This window comes from Agrobacterium sp. Ap1 (assembly GCF_017313375.1).
In the GTDB taxonomy this organism is placed as follows: domain Bacteria; phylum Pseudomonadota; class Alphaproteobacteria; order Rhizobiales; family Rhizobiaceae; genus Neorhizobium; species Neorhizobium cellulosilyticum.
The window spans coordinates 179,779-195,582 of the sequence record NZ_JAFLMY010000003.1 but is presented as its reverse complement, the minus strand read 5'-3'; the positions used below and the strand labels follow the sequence as shown (position 1 = coordinate 195,582).

General features: G+C 57.9%; 14 protein-coding genes and 1 tRNA gene. 9 read left to right on the top strand and 6 right to left on the bottom strand.

Annotated elements, in window-relative coordinates; translation table 11 throughout:
- Positions 1 to 39: 39 nt before the first annotated feature.
- The 3 genes from JZX87_RS07135 to JZX87_RS07125 form a co-directional block, all read right to left on the bottom strand.
- Positions 40 to 366 carry a hypothetical protein gene (locus tag JZX87_RS07135; protein ID WP_148146130.1) on the bottom strand — a complete coding sequence of 109 codons (327 nt, stop codon included), beginning with the start codon at positions 364 to 366 and terminating at the stop codon, positions 40 to 42.
- A gap of 131 nt (positions 367 to 497) precedes the next feature.
- Positions 498 to 572: transfer RNA gene (locus JZX87_RS07130), tRNA-Thr, on the bottom strand.
- Positions 573 to 804: 232 nt separating this feature from the next.
- Positions 805 to 2,157, bottom strand: a complete 1,353-nt coding sequence (locus JZX87_RS07125) for an MFS transporter (protein ID WP_206824861.1) — start codon at positions 2,155 to 2,157, stop codon at positions 805 to 807.
- 317 nt (positions 2,158 to 2,474) lie between these two features.
- On the opposite strand from JZX87_RS07125, the gene cyoA reads away from it, so the two are divergent.
- The 7 genes from cyoA (at position 2,475) to JZX87_RS07090 (ending at position 10,949) form a co-directional block, all read left to right on the top strand.
- Positions 2,475 to 3,614: a ubiquinol oxidase subunit II gene (gene cyoA / locus JZX87_RS07120; RefSeq protein WP_206824859.1), complete on the top strand. Its 1,140-nt coding sequence runs from the start codon at positions 2,475 to 2,477 to the stop codon at positions 3,612 to 3,614.
- 43 nt (positions 3,615 to 3,657) lie between these two features.
- Complete coding sequence (gene cyoB / locus JZX87_RS07115) at positions 3,658 to 5,661, top strand: cytochrome o ubiquinol oxidase subunit I (protein WP_148146133.1); 2,004 nt, start codon at positions 3,658 to 3,660, stop codon at positions 5,659 to 5,661.
- Positions 5,662 to 5,663: 2 nt separating this feature from the next.
- A complete protein-coding gene (cyoC, locus tag JZX87_RS07110) occupies positions 5,664 to 6,284 on the top strand; it encodes a cytochrome o ubiquinol oxidase subunit III (protein ID WP_183823783.1) in 621 nt (206 codons plus the stop codon).
- A complete protein-coding gene (gene cyoD / locus JZX87_RS07105) occupies positions 6,281 to 6,682 on the top strand; it encodes a cytochrome o ubiquinol oxidase subunit IV (protein WP_148146135.1) in 402 nt (133 codons plus the stop codon). Before cyoC ends, cyoD begins: the two co-directional genes overlap by 4 nt.
- Before the next feature lie 68 nt (positions 6,683 to 6,750).
- Positions 6,751 to 7,470 carry an SURF1 family protein gene (locus JZX87_RS07100; protein ID WP_206824856.1) on the top strand — a complete coding sequence of 240 codons (720 nt, stop codon included), beginning with the start codon at positions 6,751 to 6,753 and terminating at the stop codon, positions 7,468 to 7,470.
- Positions 7,471 to 7,738: 268 nt separating this feature from the next.
- Complete coding sequence (locus JZX87_RS07095; protein WP_206824854.1) at positions 7,739 to 10,462, top strand: ABC transporter transmembrane domain-containing protein; 2,724 nt, start codon at positions 7,739 to 7,741, stop codon at positions 10,460 to 10,462.
- Between the two features lie 31 nt (positions 10,463 to 10,493).
- Complete coding sequence (locus tag JZX87_RS07090) at positions 10,494 to 10,949, top strand: cyclic nucleotide-binding domain-containing protein (protein WP_148146138.1); 456 nt, start codon at positions 10,494 to 10,496, stop codon at positions 10,947 to 10,949.
- A gap of 14 nt (positions 10,950 to 10,963) precedes the next feature.
- Here the strand turns inward: JZX87_RS07090 and JZX87_RS07085 are convergent, their stop codons facing one another.
- Both JZX87_RS07085 and JZX87_RS07080 read right to left on the bottom strand, forming a co-directional pair.
- Positions 10,964 to 11,446 (bottom strand): class I SAM-dependent methyltransferase, encoded by a 483-nt coding sequence (locus JZX87_RS07085; RefSeq protein ID WP_183992897.1) that lies wholly within the window; start codon positions 11,444 to 11,446, stop codon positions 10,964 to 10,966.
- Between the two features lie 15 nt (positions 11,447 to 11,461).
- Positions 11,462 to 12,802, bottom strand: a complete 1,341-nt coding sequence (locus JZX87_RS07080) for a nucleotide sugar dehydrogenase (RefSeq protein ID WP_206824846.1) — start codon at positions 12,800 to 12,802, stop codon at positions 11,462 to 11,464.
- Positions 12,803 to 12,910: 108 nt separating this feature from the next.
- Between JZX87_RS07080 and JZX87_RS07075 the strand changes: the two genes are divergently transcribed.
- Both JZX87_RS07075 and JZX87_RS07070 read left to right on the top strand, forming a co-directional pair.
- Positions 12,911 to 13,999: a glycosyltransferase family 4 protein gene (locus JZX87_RS07075; RefSeq protein WP_206824844.1), complete on the top strand. Its 1,089-nt coding sequence runs from the start codon at positions 12,911 to 12,913 to the stop codon at positions 13,997 to 13,999.
- A 4-nt stretch (positions 14,000 to 14,003) separates the two neighbouring features.
- The gene (locus JZX87_RS07070; protein WP_206824843.1) at positions 14,004 to 14,744 is read left to right on the top strand and encodes a polysaccharide deacetylase family protein; all 741 of its coding nucleotides are present in this window, start codon (positions 14,004 to 14,006) and stop codon (positions 14,742 to 14,744) included.
- A gap of 3 nt (positions 14,745 to 14,747) precedes the next feature.
- On the opposite strand, the gene JZX87_RS07065 is transcribed toward JZX87_RS07070, so the two are convergent.
- Positions 14,748 to 15,695: a glycosyltransferase family 32 protein gene (locus JZX87_RS07065; protein WP_206824842.1), complete on the bottom strand. Its 948-nt coding sequence runs from the start codon at positions 15,693 to 15,695 to the stop codon at positions 14,748 to 14,750.
- Between the last annotated feature and the right edge of the window lie 109 nt (positions 15,696 to 15,804).

Genomic DNA, 15,804 nt, shown 5'->3' with positions numbered 1-15,804 from the left:
CTTTTCCTGGACTGCATCTCCCCGGCACCGCCTGCCGGTTCAGGCCGCGAAACGTCCTGCGAAAGACGTTCTCTTGTAGCCCACCATCCAGAAAAGCAGCGCAAGGACCAGGAACATGACACCGGCAGGCTGCGCCAGAACCGGCGCCACATAGGGTCGCCATATATCTGCGCTCATATAGTCATCAGCCGACAGTTCTGCCAGTGTCAGACTTTCAGGATCGAGATTAAGCCAAGCATTGCCGAGGCTAGTCAGAACCACATCCGACGACGAAACGGACTGGATCGCATCGATAGTGCCGACGAGGACGGCAGCAGCAAGCGCTGCGAAACTCAAAAAATGGAAAAACGCCCGAAGGAGCCTCATCGCGCAGATCTCTTACCTCAAACACCGGCGTCCTGAATCAAACGATAGCGCCATCGCCTGCATATGGCAACGACGGCCAAATTATCCGACACGGTGTCCGTGCGTTAAGTACTTGTCATTCGGGAGGAAAATGGTGCTGCTAGAGAGATTTGAACTCTCGGCCTCTCCCTTACCAAGGGAGTGCTCTACCCCTGAGCTATAGCAGCATCTGAGCGGCGCGGCTCAAGCCGCGTCTTTGGTGAGCGGCCTATTGCCATAGGTTCGTGGTGAGTGCAAGCGGCAAATCAACTATTTTGTTGAGAACCATGACCGCGTTGCCGCCTAACCAAGGCGGAAGCCCCGGCTGCGCCGCGAAAGAGAAACGGATCGCAGCATTATCGATTTTCCGATGAAATTCATGGATGGCGGGGTGACATGGCCACCCCGCCATCCATTCCTCTAGGTTTTCGTCACACCATCGACGCTGTCGAGCGTACGGCTGAGGAGCAGTGCGAGAATAGTACAGATCGCACCGGAGATCAGATAACCGCCGATGAAGATGATGCCGAAATTGCTGGCGAGCCCGAGAGCGACCAGCGGCGCGAAACCCGCACCGATCAGCCATGCAAGGTCCGACGTGAGCGCCGAGCCGGTATACCTGTAACCGGCGCTGAAGCGCGAGGAAACCGAGCCGGACGCCTGGCCGAAGGACAGGCCAAGGATGGCGAAGCCGAGAATGATGAAGGCCGACTGTCCGGTCACGCCTGCATCAAGCAGGAAGGGCGCCGTGAAGCTGAAGATCGCGATGATGAAGGCACCGATCAGCAACTGGCGCCGACGGCCGATGCGATCGGCCAGAAAGCCCGAAAGCATGATGGTGGCGAAACCGCAGAGCGCGCCCAGCACCTGAACGAACAGGAAGGTGCCTGCGGATTGGCCGCCATACAATGTCACCCAGCTCAGCGGGAAGATCGTCACCAAATGGAACATTGCGAAGCTGGCAAGCGGCGCAAAGGCACCGATCACGATATCGAAACCGTGAAGCCTCAAAACCTCGGTTATCGGCTTGGCTTCCAGTTCGTGATTGTCCATGGCGGCGCCGAATTCATGCGAGGCGACGATGCGCAACCTTGCGAACAGGGCCACGACGTTGATCGCAAAGGCTACGAAGAATGGGAAGCGCCAGCCCCAATCAAGGAAGTCGGCATCCGAAAGATTGACGACGAAATAGCCGAAAAGGATGCTGGCCAGAGCAAAGCCAACCGGCGCTCCGAGCTGCGGGATCATTGCGTAAAAACCACGGCGGTTTTGCGGAGCGCTTATCGCAAGCAGGGAAGCCAGCCCGTCCCACGCTCCTCCAAGCGCAAAACCCTGGCCGAGCCGGAAAAGCGCCAGAAGCGCCACGGACCACATGCCGATCGTCTCGTATCCCGGCAGAAAAGCGATCGATGCGGTCGAGCCACCCAGAATGAGTAGCGCCGTCGTCAGCTTCGTGCCGCGGCCGAAGGTGCGATCAATCCACATGAAGACGAGAGAACCGACCGGCCTTGCCAGGAAGGCGAGCGAGAAAATGGCGAATGAATAGAGAGTGGCAGTGACGGGGTCCGGGGCAAATGGGAAGACCAGACGGGGGAAAACGAGCACGCAGCCCAGACCGAACACGAAAAAGTCAAAAAACTCGGATGTGCGACCTATCACGACCCCGATGGCGATGTTACCCGCCGAAATCGGCTTGTCGTCGTGAATATGCCTTGCATCGCGCTCCAGTGCTGATGACGACGGACCAGTCGCCAGAATTGTTGCCTCTGCCATGACTAACGTTCCTCCTTCGCGTCATTGCAACAATGAGTATGTTGGCCGGACTTGCTGTCAATCAAGATTTCAACTGTGAATTTGTGAAATTTCGAAAATTAGCAAATTTTGCCACAATCGTCAGGTTTCGCGCGATAAGGTATGTCTTCTGTCAACTTTATAGACTAGATTGCGCGCCGCAGGGCCGCCCTCCATCGAAATGGAGCAGGTGGTGATTTGCAGTGCGAAAAATTGTAGCACTGCGACGAAACACCTCATGGAGATCGGGGCAATGCTCCGATAGGCGAACTAGATAAAAAGCAAATTTGAGCAGATCAATGTCCCCAATCGTAAGGCGTCTTTGCCAGCTTTCCATCCTTCTTATCCTCCCATTCATGGCAGGCTGTGACCTTGTGGTCATGTCTCCGTCGGGGGATATCGCGCAGCAGCAGGCAGACCTCATCGTCGTGTCGACGGTGCTGATGCTTCTGATCATCGTGCCGGTGTTATTTTTGACCTTGTACTTCGCGTGGCACTATCGCCATTCGAACACGAAGGCCAAATATGACCCCGAATGGCATCACTCGACCCGCCTTGAAGTGGTGATCTGGTCCGCACCGCTGGCGATCATCATCGCATTGGGCGCAATCACCTGGATCAGCACCCACAAGCTCGACCCGTTCCGTCCGCTCGATCGCATCGATGCGGAACGTACCATTCCGGAAGGCACCAAGCCTCTCGAAGTGGAAGTGGTTGCGCTGGACTGGAAGTGGCTGTTCTTCTATCCGGAATACGGCGTCGCTACCGTCAACGAGATGGCAGCGCCGGTCGACCGGCCGATCACCTTCAAGATCACCTCTTCGTCAGTGATGAACTCCTTCTACATTCCGGCACTGGCAGGCATGATCTACGCCATGCCGGGCATGGAAACGAAGCTGCATGCGGTGATCAACAAGGAAGGCGTATTCGATGGCCTGTCGTCGAACTACAGCGGACCGGGCTTCTCGCACATGCGCTTCAAGTTCCACAGCCTCAACGAGCAGGGTTTCGACGGCTGGATCGCCCAGGTCAAGCAGAATGGCACTGCGCTCAACCGCGACGCCTACCTGAAGCTTGAAAAGCCGAGCGAAAAAGAGCCTGTCCGCTATTACGCAACTGTCGAAGACGGCCTCTACAGAGCAATCCTCAACGTCTGCGCCACGCCCGGCAAGATGTGCATGGACGAGATGATGCATATCGACATGATGGGCGGCGCCGGCCTGGAAAGCCACGAGAATCGTGATCGCCTGAAGTATGAAGGCGGCCCGATCGACATCAACCTTCGCGGTCATGGCGAAGAGCATTCCGCAGTCGAGCCCGCCGCGGGCTCTCAGTCCACCAAGAACATGCCCGCTGAGGGCATGTCGCACGGCAACCATTCCATGCAGGGCACGGATATGGCCAAGGGCGACGCCTCCGAGGCGCCAAAAACAAACTAACCTGGCGCCTAGCGTCGCAAGACTTTAATGAACGGGTTGTCCCATGTTTTCCAATCCTGACCTCCTGAAGTTTATCTTCGGCCGGTTGACTCTCGAATCCATCCCCTACCACGAGCCAATCCTGGTAGCGACCTTCGCTGCTGTCGCGCTGGGCGGCATCGCCCTCTGCGCGTTCATCACCTACATGAAGTGGTGGGGTCCGCTGTGGAACGACTGGATCACCAGTATCGATCACAAGAAGATCGGTATCATGTACATCATCCTGGCGATCGTCATGTTGCTGCGCGGCTTCTCCGACGCCATCATGATGCGTATCCAGCAGGCTATCGCGTTTAACGGATCGGAAGGCTATCTGCCGCCGCACCACTACGACCAGGTCTTCACGGCTCATGGCGTGATCATGATTTTCTTCGTCGCGATGCCTTTCGTGACGGGTTTCATGAACTATGTCGTGCCGTTGCAGATCGGCGCACGCGACGTATCGTTCCCGTTCCTCAACAATTTCTCGTTCTGGATGACGACCGCAGGTGCGATCATCGTGATGATCTCGCTGTTCGTCGGTGAGTTCGCGCGTACCGGCTGGCTTGCCTATCCGCCGCTTTCGGGCGTGGAATACAGTCCCGGTGTCGGTGTTGACTATTATATCTGGGGTCTGCAGGTAGCCGGTGTCGGTACGACCTTGTCAGGCATCAATCTGATCGCCACGATCGTCAAGATGCGCGCACCCGGCATGTCCTTCATGAAGATGCCCGTCTTCACCTGGACCTCGCTCTGCACCAACATCCTGATCGTCGCCACCTTCCCGATCCTGACCGCTACCCTCGTTCTTCTGTCGCTCGACCGTTATGTCGGTACGAACTTCTTCACGAACGATCTCGGCGGCAACCCGATGATGTATATCAACCTCATCTGGATCTGGGGCCATCCGGAAGTCTACATCCTGATCCTGCCGGCCTTCGGTATCTTCTCCGAAGTCGTTGCCACCTTCTCCGGCAAGCGTCTGTTCGGTTATGCCTCGATGGTTTACGCCACCTGCGCGATCATGATCCTGTCCTACCTCGTGTGGCTGCACCACTTCTTCACGATGGGTTCGGGCGCTTCAGTCAACGCCTTCTTCGGCATCACCACGATGATCATCTCGATCCCGACCGGTGCGAAGATCTTCAACTGGCTGTTCACGATCTATCGTGGCCGCGTCCGTTACGAAGTTCCGATGCTCTGGACGATCGGCTTCATGGTGACTTTCGTCATCGGCGGCATGACCGGCGTCATGCTCGCAGTCCCACCGGCAGACTTCGTACTGCACAACTCGCTGTTCCTGATCGCTCACTTCCATAACGTGATCATCGGCGGCGTGCTGTTCGGCCTGATGGCTGGTGTGACCTATTGGTATCCGAAGGCCTTCGGCTACAAGCTCGATCCCTTCTGGGGCAAGATGAGCTTCTGGTTCTGGTTCATCGGCTTCTACTTCGCCTTCATGCCGCTCTACGTTCTCGGCCTGATGGGCATTACCCGCCGCATGTCTCAGTTCGACGATCCGTCGCTGCAGATCTGGTTCGTCATCGCCGCTATCGGTGCAGGCATGATCGCCATTGGCATCCTGTCCTTCATCATCCAGCTCGTCGTCAGCTACATCAAGCGCGAGGAACTGAAGGACGAAACGGGCGATCCGTGGCATGGCCGTACTCTGGAATGGTCGACGTCTTCGCCGCCGCCAGAATACAACTTTGCCTTCACTCCGGTCGTGCATGACCACGATAGCTGGTACGACATGAAGAACCGCGGCTACGCACGTCCGCTGCAGGGCTTCAAGCCGATCCACATGCCGAAGAACACCGGCACGGGTGCAATTCTGGCAGCCCTCAACATTGCCCTGGCATTCGGCCTGATCTGGTACATGTGGTGGCTTGTCGTCGTATCGTTCGTCGCCATCATCGCAGTCGCGATCGGCCATACCTTCAACTACAAGCGCGACTTCTACATTCCGGCGGAAACCGTTTCCGCTGAAGAAGCCAAGCGTACCGAACTGCTGGCGAAGCAGGTGTGACAATGAGCAACATTCAGAGCCAATCTGCGGAAAAGCCGCAATTCTACCTCGAGGAAGATCACCATCCGGAAGGCAGCACGAACCTCGGGTTCTGGCTGTATCTGATGAGCGACTGCCTCATCTTCGCGACGCTATTCGCGACCTATGCCGTGCTCGGCCGCAATTATGCGGCCGGCCCAGCGCCTGCCGACCTGTTCGACCTGAAGCTCGTGGCAATCAACACCGCCATGCTCCTGTTCTCGTCGATCACCTACGGTTTCGCGATGCTGCAGATGGAACGCGGTGCCAAGCAGGAAACCCTGTTCTGGCTCGCCGTTACTGGTCTCTTCGGCCTCGCCTTCCTGGGTATCGAACTCTATGAGTTCCATCACATGATCCACGAAGGCGCGACGCCGCAGCGTTCGGCCTTCCTGTCGGCCTTCTTCACCCTGGTCGGCACGCACGGTCTGCACGTCACCTTCGGCATCATCTGGCTGGTCACACTGATGGTTCAGGTTTCCAAGCACGGCCTGATCGCTGAAAACCGCCGCCGCCTGATGTGCCTATCGATGTTCTGGCACTTCCTCGACGTCGTCTGGATCGGCGTATTCTCTGTCGTCTATCTCATGGGAGTCGTCGGATGACCACCAACTCCACCTCGCACGAAGATGCACACGAAGCCCATCACGCCCACAGCCATGGCCACGAAGCCGGACATGGAAGCTTCAAGAGCTATGTGACGGGCTTTATCCTGTCGGTTATCCTGACAGCCATTCCGTTCTGGCTCGTCATGGGTGACGTGCTCGACAGCAAGGTTGCCACCGTTGCGGCAATCATGATCATCGGCGCGATCCAGATCGTCGTCCACATGATCTACTTCCTGCACATGAACACCAAGTCGGAAGGCGGCTGGACGATGATGGCGTTGATCTTCACGGTCATCATCGTTGCAATCGCTCTGGTCGGCTCGCTTTGGGTCATGCATCATCTCAATACGAACATGATGGTCATGTCGCCCGAGATGATGAAGAACCTGCCTTGAGGTGATCAGGGAGCCCATGCGGGCTCCCTAACCTCAGAGACTACCGACCGGCATACACAGTTCATGAAATGGAAACGCCCGTGAAATCTTACCTAGGCTTTCGGGCGTTTCTGCTTTTTGCGGCTATCGTCTTCACCGCTCTCGGTATCTGGCAGGTCCAGCGGCTTTTCTGGAAGCTTGATCTGATTGCCCGAGTTGATGCGCGCGTCCACGCAGCAGCGGCTGCTCCTCCAGCCGCAAACGAATGGCCGACCATCAAGTCCACCGATGCCGAATATCGGCATGTGGTTCTGAATGGCACCTTCGACAACTTACGCGAGACGCTGGTACAAGCCGTGACCGAGAGAGGCCCGGGCTTCTGGGTTCTCACGCCGCTTGCCACGGCGGATGGCGGCACGGTCCTGATCAATCGCGGTTTCGTGCCGCCGGATCGCCGCGACCCAACCTCTCGTGCGGAAGGGCAACTCCAAGGAGAGGTCACCGTTACCGGATTGCTCCGGCTCAGCGAGCCGGGAGGGGCATTCCTCCGGAGTAACAATCCCGCGGCGGGCAGTTGGTATTCCAGAGATGTGCAGGCGATCGGAGAGAACAAGCAGCTTGTGAAGCTCGTTCCTTATTTCGTCGATGCAGATGCGACTGCCAATCCTGGCGGATATCCTGTGGGTGGTTTGACAGTCATCCAGTTCCGAAACAGCCATCTCGTTTACGCGCTGACATGGTTCGCGCTGGCCATCATGTCCTTTGCCGCCATGATCATGATCCCGCGCTTCCTGCGCAAGGAGACCTGACGGGCGGTGAGGCACTTGCTGGAAGGCACCGTCGCAACACTGTAAGAATAATTTCCAACTCATCTTGAACCGCCGACCTGCCGATACGAGATGCCAACTTGTCGCAGTGGGCGCTGTTGGCGTCCATCTCGCTTGCGGTTTCAGTTTCATTCCGGCAGCGAGAACGCGTTGATGAGCACTCGTTAAAACCCGGAAGACAGGCTATACAATGCCGGATGCAGCTTATCCCATACCCGAGTTGATAACGCTGTTGCTTTGGTGAAGGCATATGCAGAAGACGCTGCTACGTTATATCTGGACACATACGAGGCCACAGCAGGTCTTCATCCTGCTGATTGTCGCCTTGTCGATGATCCCGTATTTCCTTGCCTTCGACCTTCCCAAACAGATCATCAACGGCCCGATCCAGGGCCAGGGTTTCGAAGATCTCAGCACCACCCAGAATTTTCTGGATTTCTCGATCAGCATTCCGTTCGTTGATTACACATTCGGCTTCGACGGTTTTCCACTCGACCGCATGCAGACGCTGGTCGCGCTCAGCAGCGTCTTCCTGCTTCTGGTGATCATCAACGGCGCATTCAAATACTACATCAACACCTACAAGGGCCGGCTCGGCGAGCGCCTGCTGCGCCGCATCCGCTTCGAGCTTGTCGATCGAGTTCTGCGTTTTCCGCCCCGCCACGCGAAGAGCCTGAACGGCGCCGAGATCGCCAGCATGATCAAGGACGAAGTGGAGCCGTTCGGCGGTTTCACCGGGGATGCCTTCGTCCAGCCGGCACTGCTGGGCGGCCAGGCTCTCGCCGCATTGTTCTTCATCATCCTGCAGAACTTCTGGCTCGGCATGGTCGCGGCGTTCATGGTCGCGATCCAGGTGATCATCATTCCGAAGATGCGCCGCCGGCTGATCGAACTCGGTCGGCAGCGGCAGATCACGGCACGACGGCTGGCTGGCAAGGTTAATGAAGTGGTCGAGGGCCTCGGCACGATCCACGCCTATGACACATCGAATTTCGAGCGCGCGGACGTGGCAAGCCGGCTGGGTGAAATCTACCGCATCCGCTACGATCTCTACCAGTGGAAGTTCCTGGTCAAATTCCTCAACAACTTCCTGTCGCAGGTCACGCCGTTCCTTTTCTATCTCATCGGCGGCTACCTGACGCTGCGCGGCACCCTCGACGTCGGTCAGCTTGTCGCCGTCATCAATGCCTACAAGGACTTGCCGGGACCTTTGAAGGAGCTGATTGACTGGGACCAGGCGCGCCAGGACGTGCAGGTAAAATACGAGCAGGTCTTCGAGAACTTCGAAGTCGAGGATCTCATCAACCCGGCCATTCACACTCTCACTCCGGCCTCGACACAGCAGAAGCTCGAAACACTTCACGCTGTTTCAGTGTCGCTCAACGACGACAGCGGCGCCAAGGTTGTCGACCACGTCACGTTGAAGATCGATCGTGGCGAAACGGTTGCGATGGTGGATCATACAGGCCGTGGCGCAGAAGCGATGGCTGAAGCTTTCGGTCGGCTCTCATGGCCTTCGAGCGGCCGAATCTGCCTCGGGGATCAGGATATCCGGGAACTTCCGGAATCCGTAACCGGACGCCATATCTCCTATGTCTCTACGGATAGCTACTTCTTCCATGGCAGCCTGAAGGACAATCTTCTTTACGGCCTCAAACATGCTCCGGTCAAAAGACACGAGTATGAAGGCAAGGAGATGCGGCAACGACTTTGGGAGATCCGCGAAGCCAGAAAAGCGGGAAATCCACACCTCGACATCCGTGCCGGCTGGGTGGACTACAGTTACGCGGCGCTCGGCAACGGCGCCAAGGAGGACTTGCAGAAATCGCTTCTCGCAGCACTCGATGCCGTACAGCTGACTGACGACGTGCTTGAACTTGCGCTTCATTCCACAATCAATCCGGACGAGGATCCGGAATTTGCAACGCGCGTGGTAGAGATGCGCAGGGCCTTGCGTGCCCGTATGAACGAACTGGGCATGGAATCCCTCGTCATCCCGTTCGAGCCGGACGGCTACAACTCCCAGGCAACAGTCGCCGAAAACCTGCTGTTCGGCGCGACGTTGGCGCCTCTCACGCCGGACAATGAATTGCTATCCAGCGAGCATTTTTATACCGCGCTCAACAAGGTCGGGCTGCAGCGGCCATTCGTCGAAATGGGGCGGACAGTCGCCCGGAACCTCGTTGAAATATTCGGTGGGCTACCGGCAGACCACCCGTTCTTCCGTCAGGTCACAACGCTGTCTGCAGAAGATATCAGCTACTACCAGAGCCTGCTGCAGCGAAAAAATGAACCCAAGCCGGTCAATTTCCGACTATCCAGTGCAGACAAGGCCTTCATCCGCCTGACGCTGGAATATATCGAGCCACGATACCGCCTTGGCATTTTGACAACCGAGCTTCAGAACAAGATCGTCGGTTCACGCGAACTGTTTTACACCGAGCTACCAGCTCATCTGCGGGAACTTATCGAACGCTACGATCCCGATAAATACGTTTCCGTTGCGACGCTGCGTGAGAATATTGTTTTTGGAAAGCTGAGCAACAGTAACGCGGATGGCGTCGTCGAGCTTCGCACGTTGGCAGGCGCTGTTTCACGCGAGCTCGGCTTTGCCAACCAGCTTCTAAAAGCCGGTCTCGATTACGACATTGGCGCTGGCGGACGACGTTTGACACCAATCCAGCGACGAAAACTTAATCTTGCCCGCGCATTAATTCGGCGATCTGACTATTACGTGTTCAATAAACCGCTTCCTGGGCTCGAAAGACACACCCAGGAGGAAATTGTGCAGAACGTACTTGCATTTCTGGGTCAACAGGAGAATGATCCAGCTGTAATCTGGGTCTTGTCAAATATTTCTTTGTCACGTTTGTTTGACAAGGTCGTCATGTTTGACGGAGGCGCAATCCTCGAAGAGGGCTCGTACGAGACGCTCGAACAGGAGAGCGGAACCTTCAAGGCTCTGGTGGCTTAGCCATCTGTCCGACAGGAAAGGCGGAAGAGCGATGTTGCTATGTGATGAAGTCCAGCTGCTGCGGAAACTCCCGTATTTTGCGGAAGTAGATACCTGCAAGCTCAAACTACTCGCGTTCGCATCCGAACGCGTGACGTTCAAGGCTGGTCAACGCCTCTTCACCCAGGGCGACGCGGGAGATTCCGCCTATTTCATTCTCAGCGGCAGCGTCGAGTTTCTTGTCAGCACGCCGGACGGCCCGGTGAAGGTCAGCGAACGCGGCCCCAACTCGATCGTCGGCGACATCTCGCTGCTCTGTGATGGGCCGCGCAGCTCGACGGTTCAGGCTGCCGGCGTGGTCGAAGCCTTGAAGATCAACAAGGACTACCTGTTCCGGATCATGGACGATTGCCCAGGCATGACCATGAAGATGACGCGCGCAATCGCCGAGCGGCTGCGCCTGACATCGTCGGAACTTGATCAGGTTCGCGCCTTGCAGAAGGCCTGAGCGGCCTCATACTCTCACAGCCTGCGATACATAAAATACCTGCCTTCATTGACCGAAGGCAGGCGAGGGAGTGCGTCGAGCTGCGGGTGTTCGAGCGGCAGGCCGCTGACGGCGTAACCACCCGGCTGAAGCATGGCGGCAACCATCTGCGGCAGCCATGACAGCGTGATGGCATCCTTGTCCGGATAACCCGTACCAATATCCGCGTGGACCAGCGCTGCGCCGGTTCCGGCAAATTCCTGCCCCGTCTCGTTGATCTCGCCGGTGACAAAATCATCTTCATGCGGCGCCGTTGTGCGATGTGCATTCATCGCGCGATCGAATGCGATGACCCGCCGCTCGGGAAAAAGCTCGCGCAGATGGCTGTAGGTCCTGCCATTTCCCAATCCGACTTCAAGAACATCCCCTTGCGCCGGAAGACCGAGGTCACGGGCAACATGGTTAAGAATATCGCGTTGGGCGGACATGCGATTGATGAATGTGTCGAGGCGGCTCATGGTCTTTCCAGTGTCTCAGGCTTTGACGATGACGTCAGAGGAAATTCCCTTGCGGGCGAAGATGTTGCGGGTATCGACGATCAATGGGGCAAGGCGGGATATAGCGTCGTAATCGACATTGTCATGGTCGGTAGCGATGACCACGGCATCGAAGGATTTGAGCGCGCCCTCATCCCACTCTATCGACCGACGGCCCTTCAGCTCGGCATATTCGCGGGTCGACGGGATTTCCGATACATAAGGGTCAAAATAGGCTACCGACCCGCCACGGCGCTCGATCAGTTCCATCAGCCGCAAGGACGGGCTTTCACGAATGTCGGGCACGTTCTTCTTGTAGGCTAGACCGATCAGAAGCACTTTCGAGCGGCTGAGCGCCTTGCCGCTGCGGATATCCAGCGCTTCCGCCAAACGGGTGACGATGTGGTGCGGCATGGCGGTATTGATCTCGCCGGCCAGTTCGATGAAGCGCGTCGGCGTCTCGAATTCGCGGGATTTCCAGGTCAGATAGAACGGGTCGATCGGGATACAGTGACCGCCGAGACCGGGGCCTGGATAAAAGGGCATGTAGCCGAAAGGCTTGGACTTTGCCGCATCGATAACCTCCCACACATCGATGCCCATAGCGTCGTAGACGAGCTTCAATTCGTTGACGAGCGCGATGTTGACGGCGCGAAAGATGTTTTCGGTGAGCTTTACCGCCTCGGCGGTGGCCGTGGTGGAGACCGGCACGATGGTCTCGACGGTCGCGCTATAGAAAGCCTGCATCAGTCCTGCCGCAGCTTCACCATCACCTGCAACCACTTTCGGGATGCTGGCGGTGTGGAACTGGCGGTTGCCGGGATCTTCGCGCTCGGGCGAATAACCGAGGAAGAAATCATTGCCCGACTTCAGGCCCGTCCTTTCGAGGATCGGCTTCACCACCTCGTCGGTCGTGCCGGGATAGGTGGTAGATTCGAGCACGATAAGCTGGCCCGGGCGCAGGGTTTTGGCAATCGCCTCTGCCGTCTTCGCCACATAGGAGAGGTCAGGATCGCGATGCGCCGTCAGCGGCGTCGGCACGCAGATGGCGATGATATCGCATTCGGCCAGGCGGCTGAAATCGCAGGTTGCCGCGAAACGCCCGGCCTCGCATTCAGCCTTCAAAACCTCTGTCGGAACCGCTTCGATATAGCTTTCGCGGCGATCGATGAACTCGATCTTGGACGGGTCGATGTCGAAGCCAGTGGCCGAGTAACCTGCCCGTGCAAAGGCCATCGCCAGAGGCAAACCGACATAGCCAAGCCCCACGACGCCAGCCTTGGCCGTGCGTGCGGTGATCTTCGCATGAAGCGTCGAGGAAAGGGCGGTATCAGTCATGACGGGAGAAATCCTAGCGGTGAGGCGGTGGCTGACAGTTGTGAGAGATGCGCCGACGTGTCAAGAGTGGTCACGGGGAGATGATCAAACCCGTATGATGCCAGGCCTATGAAAATCCTGTTCTATTCGCCGCTGAAATCACCCAATCATCCCGTTCCGTCCGGAGACCGGTTGATGGCGCGGCTTATCGTCCGGGCACTGACCAGCCTCGGGCACGAAGTTTCCATCGCGTCTGAAATGCGCAGTTTCATGCGCTCGGCCGATATGCGGGATGTTTTCGAGGCGAACAGGGCAGAGGCTGCGGAAGAGATCGAACGGATTGCCACCGAGTATTCCGGCACGTCTACGCCGGACCTCTGGTTCACCTATCACCCCTATTACAAGGCGCCCGACCTTTTAGGCCCGGCGCTGGCGCGACATTTCGGCATTCCGCTGATCAATGCGGAAGCTTCCTATTCGTCGCGCCGGAATATCGGCGTGTGGGAGACGTCGCAGGAGATGCTGCTTGAGAGCATCAAGAGTGCTGCGGTCAATATCTGTTTCACCCGCCGAGACCGGGACGGGCTGAAAGCCGCTGCTCCAGAGGCCCGGCTGGAACTGATCGCGCCCTTCATAGACAGTGCGCCTTATCTGAAGCGCGCGCCATCCCCCGAACCCGGGCGGCTCATTACCGTGGCGATGATGCGGCCGGGCGACAAATTTTCCAGCTACCTGGCACTGGCCGAGAGCTTGCGCCTGATCCGGCATCTGCCATGGACGCTTTCGGTCGCCGGAGATGGCGAGTGCCAACAGGAGGTGGAGCGCGCTTTTGCGGCATTCGCCCCCAACCGGATAGAATGGCTGGGAGCCTTGCCGGAAGACAGTATCGCAGAACTTCTGTCGCGTGGTTCGATGTTCGTCTGGCCGGGGCATGGAGAGGCCTACGGGCTTGCCTATCTCGAAGCCCAGGCCGCGGGCCTTCCCGTCGTCGCCGAGGCGATTGCCGGTGTTCCCGAAGTCGTCGAACACGGCAGGACCGGCCTACTGACGGCACAAAGTGACAGAACTGCCTTTGCGGAAGCAATCAGCGATCTTCTCCGTGACGACCGATCAAGAGAGCGACTTGCCAGCGAAGCAAGGATTTTCGCGGGCGAGGAACGATCGATTAGCGGTGCAGCGGAAAACCTGCGCCGGATACTCGATACCTATGTGAGATAACAGGATGAGCAGACAACACTTCATCGATACGCTCGACGCATATGCCAAGGATGGCAGGACGGTGCAGCTGTGGCTGCGCGATGACGACGCCATCGCGCCGACTGCGGCGCTGTCGCTTCTGCTCGACCTGTCGGCGCGCTGGAATGCGCCGATGACGATCGCTGCAATTCCTGCCAATGCGACAACCGCATTGGCTCGATTGCTGATCGAACTGCCACTGATATCGGTTGCCGTACACGGTTGGGATCATACAAATCACGCACCGGCATCGGAGAAAAAGCAGGAACTCGGGCTGCATCGCGGCGAGGAAGCGGTGCTTGCGCGGCTGGCGGAAGGGCTGGAGCGGATTGCCGGCCTGTTCGGTGATCGCGCCGTGCCGCTGCTCGTGCCGCCGTGGAATCGTATTGCGCCGGCGCTCCTCGGCCATCTGCCTTCGCTTGGATACGTGGCGCTCTCGGTCTTCGGGCCGGAACGGGAGGAGACCCCGGTTAAGCTGGTGAATACCCATGTCGATATCATCGACTGGAAAGGCACGCGCGGCGGACGTCCGATGGATATTCTCTACGCCGAAGCCTCAGCGCACCTCGGCACTGGCAACACGCAATCGACAAACCTCGGCGTGCTTACCCACCATCTCGTCCATGACGATGCCGCCTGGGATTTTCTCGATGACTTTTTCGCCCTCACAGCCGGGCACCCTGCCTGCCAATGGGTTCCGGTCAGCGCGTTGATGCACGCGCGCTGAAAGCTACCAGGGCTTCCAGGGGATAAGCAGACCGTCGGCATCGGCAGCCATCGCCCGAACATCCGGAAGCGATGCTCCATTCGACGCCGGAGGAGCAACGAACCCCGCGCCTGCGAGGTTGACCGGACCGGATCTGGCGACGACGGTGAAGATCAGCGGGCCAGTCGACCACCATGCGGGGGCGTCGCCGAGTTCCTCGATCACCGAGGGCAGTGCATCGCACAATCGTGAGAAGACCGGATTGCCTGCTGGCGTCGCGAGAAAGGAGTTGGCGAAAAGCGTGCTGCCCGCACCGGTATTGCGCGGGATGTCTTCGGCGAAGACAGAGAGGCCGGTTAGCGGCAGGAAATCATGAAAGCTCCCGCGATTGCCGCCCGGATACCAGTCGCAATCGAGATAGATGCCTCCGATATCACGCAGGATCATGTAGCGGGCCACATCCACCGCGCCCGGAAAATCGCCGATACTCAGCATATGCCGAAGCGACGTGTGTCGATCATAACCATTTTCGGCAAGATCGGCTTCGCGCCACAGTTTATGCTGATACCCATTTGCCGCGGCATGCGCTGCCCAGGCGCCAACGGTCGGAGGAACAGGTCTTGAGCCGAGCCATATCTGGTGGATGCATCGCGGCACCGGGACGCGCGACAGCTCGGCCATTGCCGCCTTGTCCTGCGCCGAGAACACGCCGTATCGTGCAAGCTTTTCGGGCGGAGGGACGAGATGGAACTGATAACCGATCCGGGCGACAGCATCGCGTTCGGCTTTTGCCAGCTTCAACAGCGCCGATTGCAGCCGACGCGGCAGACCGAGTGACGTCCGCGCATCGGTTTTGCCGATATCCTGCGCCCGGACTTCCTGCAGCAGACCACGCGCCGCCTCGAAATTACCTGAGCGGATCAGTGCCTTGGCTTCGCCAAGCATCCTTTTATAGTCTGGTTCGTTAATCATCCGCAGCTATCCGGCAGTCTTCATATGGCATGGACTATCATCATAGCTCTGCGCTACGTTCAATTCCGTTACAGCGTCAACCTGATCAGGTGCCAAACGATGCATTCCG

Excerpts from the sequence above, each read along its gene's own strand:
- JZX87_RS07135 (WP_148146130.1), bottom strand. The coding sequence starts at position 366 with ATGAGGCTCCTTCGGGCGTTTTTCCATTTTTTGAGTTTCGCAGCGCTT.
- JZX87_RS07080 (WP_206824846.1), bottom strand. The coding sequence starts at position 12,802 with ATGACTGATACCGCCCTTTCCTCGACGCTTCATGCGAAGATCACCGCA.
- JZX87_RS07090 (WP_148146138.1), top strand. The coding sequence starts at position 10,494 with ATGTTGCTATGTGATGAAGTCCAGCTGCTGCGGAAACTCCCGTATTTT.
- JZX87_RS07070 (WP_206824843.1), top strand. The coding sequence starts at position 14,004 with ATGAGCAGACAACACTTCATCGATACGCTCGACGCATATGCCAAGGAT.
- cyoA (WP_206824859.1), top strand. The coding sequence starts at position 2,475 with ATGTCCCCAATCGTAAGGCGTCTTTGCCAGCTTTCCATCCTTCTTATC.
- cyoC (WP_183823783.1), top strand. The coding sequence starts at position 5,664 with ATGAGCAACATTCAGAGCCAATCTGCGGAAAAGCCGCAATTCTACCTC.
- JZX87_RS07100 (WP_206824856.1), top strand. The coding sequence starts at position 6,751 with ATGGAAACGCCCGTGAAATCTTACCTAGGCTTTCGGGCGTTTCTGCTT.
- cyoB (WP_148146133.1), top strand. The coding sequence starts at position 3,658 with ATGTTTTCCAATCCTGACCTCCTGAAGTTTATCTTCGGCCGGTTGACT.
- JZX87_RS07095 (WP_206824854.1), top strand. The coding sequence starts at position 7,739 with ATGCAGAAGACGCTGCTACGTTATATCTGGACACATACGAGGCCACAG.
- JZX87_RS07065 (WP_206824842.1), bottom strand. The coding sequence starts at position 15,695 with ATGATTAACGAACCAGACTATAAAAGGATGCTTGGCGAAGCCAAGGCA.
- cyoD (WP_148146135.1), top strand. The coding sequence starts at position 6,281 with ATGACCACCAACTCCACCTCGCACGAAGATGCACACGAAGCCCATCAC.
- JZX87_RS07085 (WP_183992897.1), bottom strand. The coding sequence starts at position 11,446 with ATGAGCCGCCTCGACACATTCATCAATCGCATGTCCGCCCAACGCGAT.
- JZX87_RS07125 (WP_206824861.1), bottom strand. The coding sequence starts at position 2,157 with ATGGCAGAGGCAACAATTCTGGCGACTGGTCCGTCGTCATCAGCACTG.
- JZX87_RS07075 (WP_206824844.1), top strand. The coding sequence starts at position 12,911 with ATGAAAATCCTGTTCTATTCGCCGCTGAAATCACCCAATCATCCCGTT.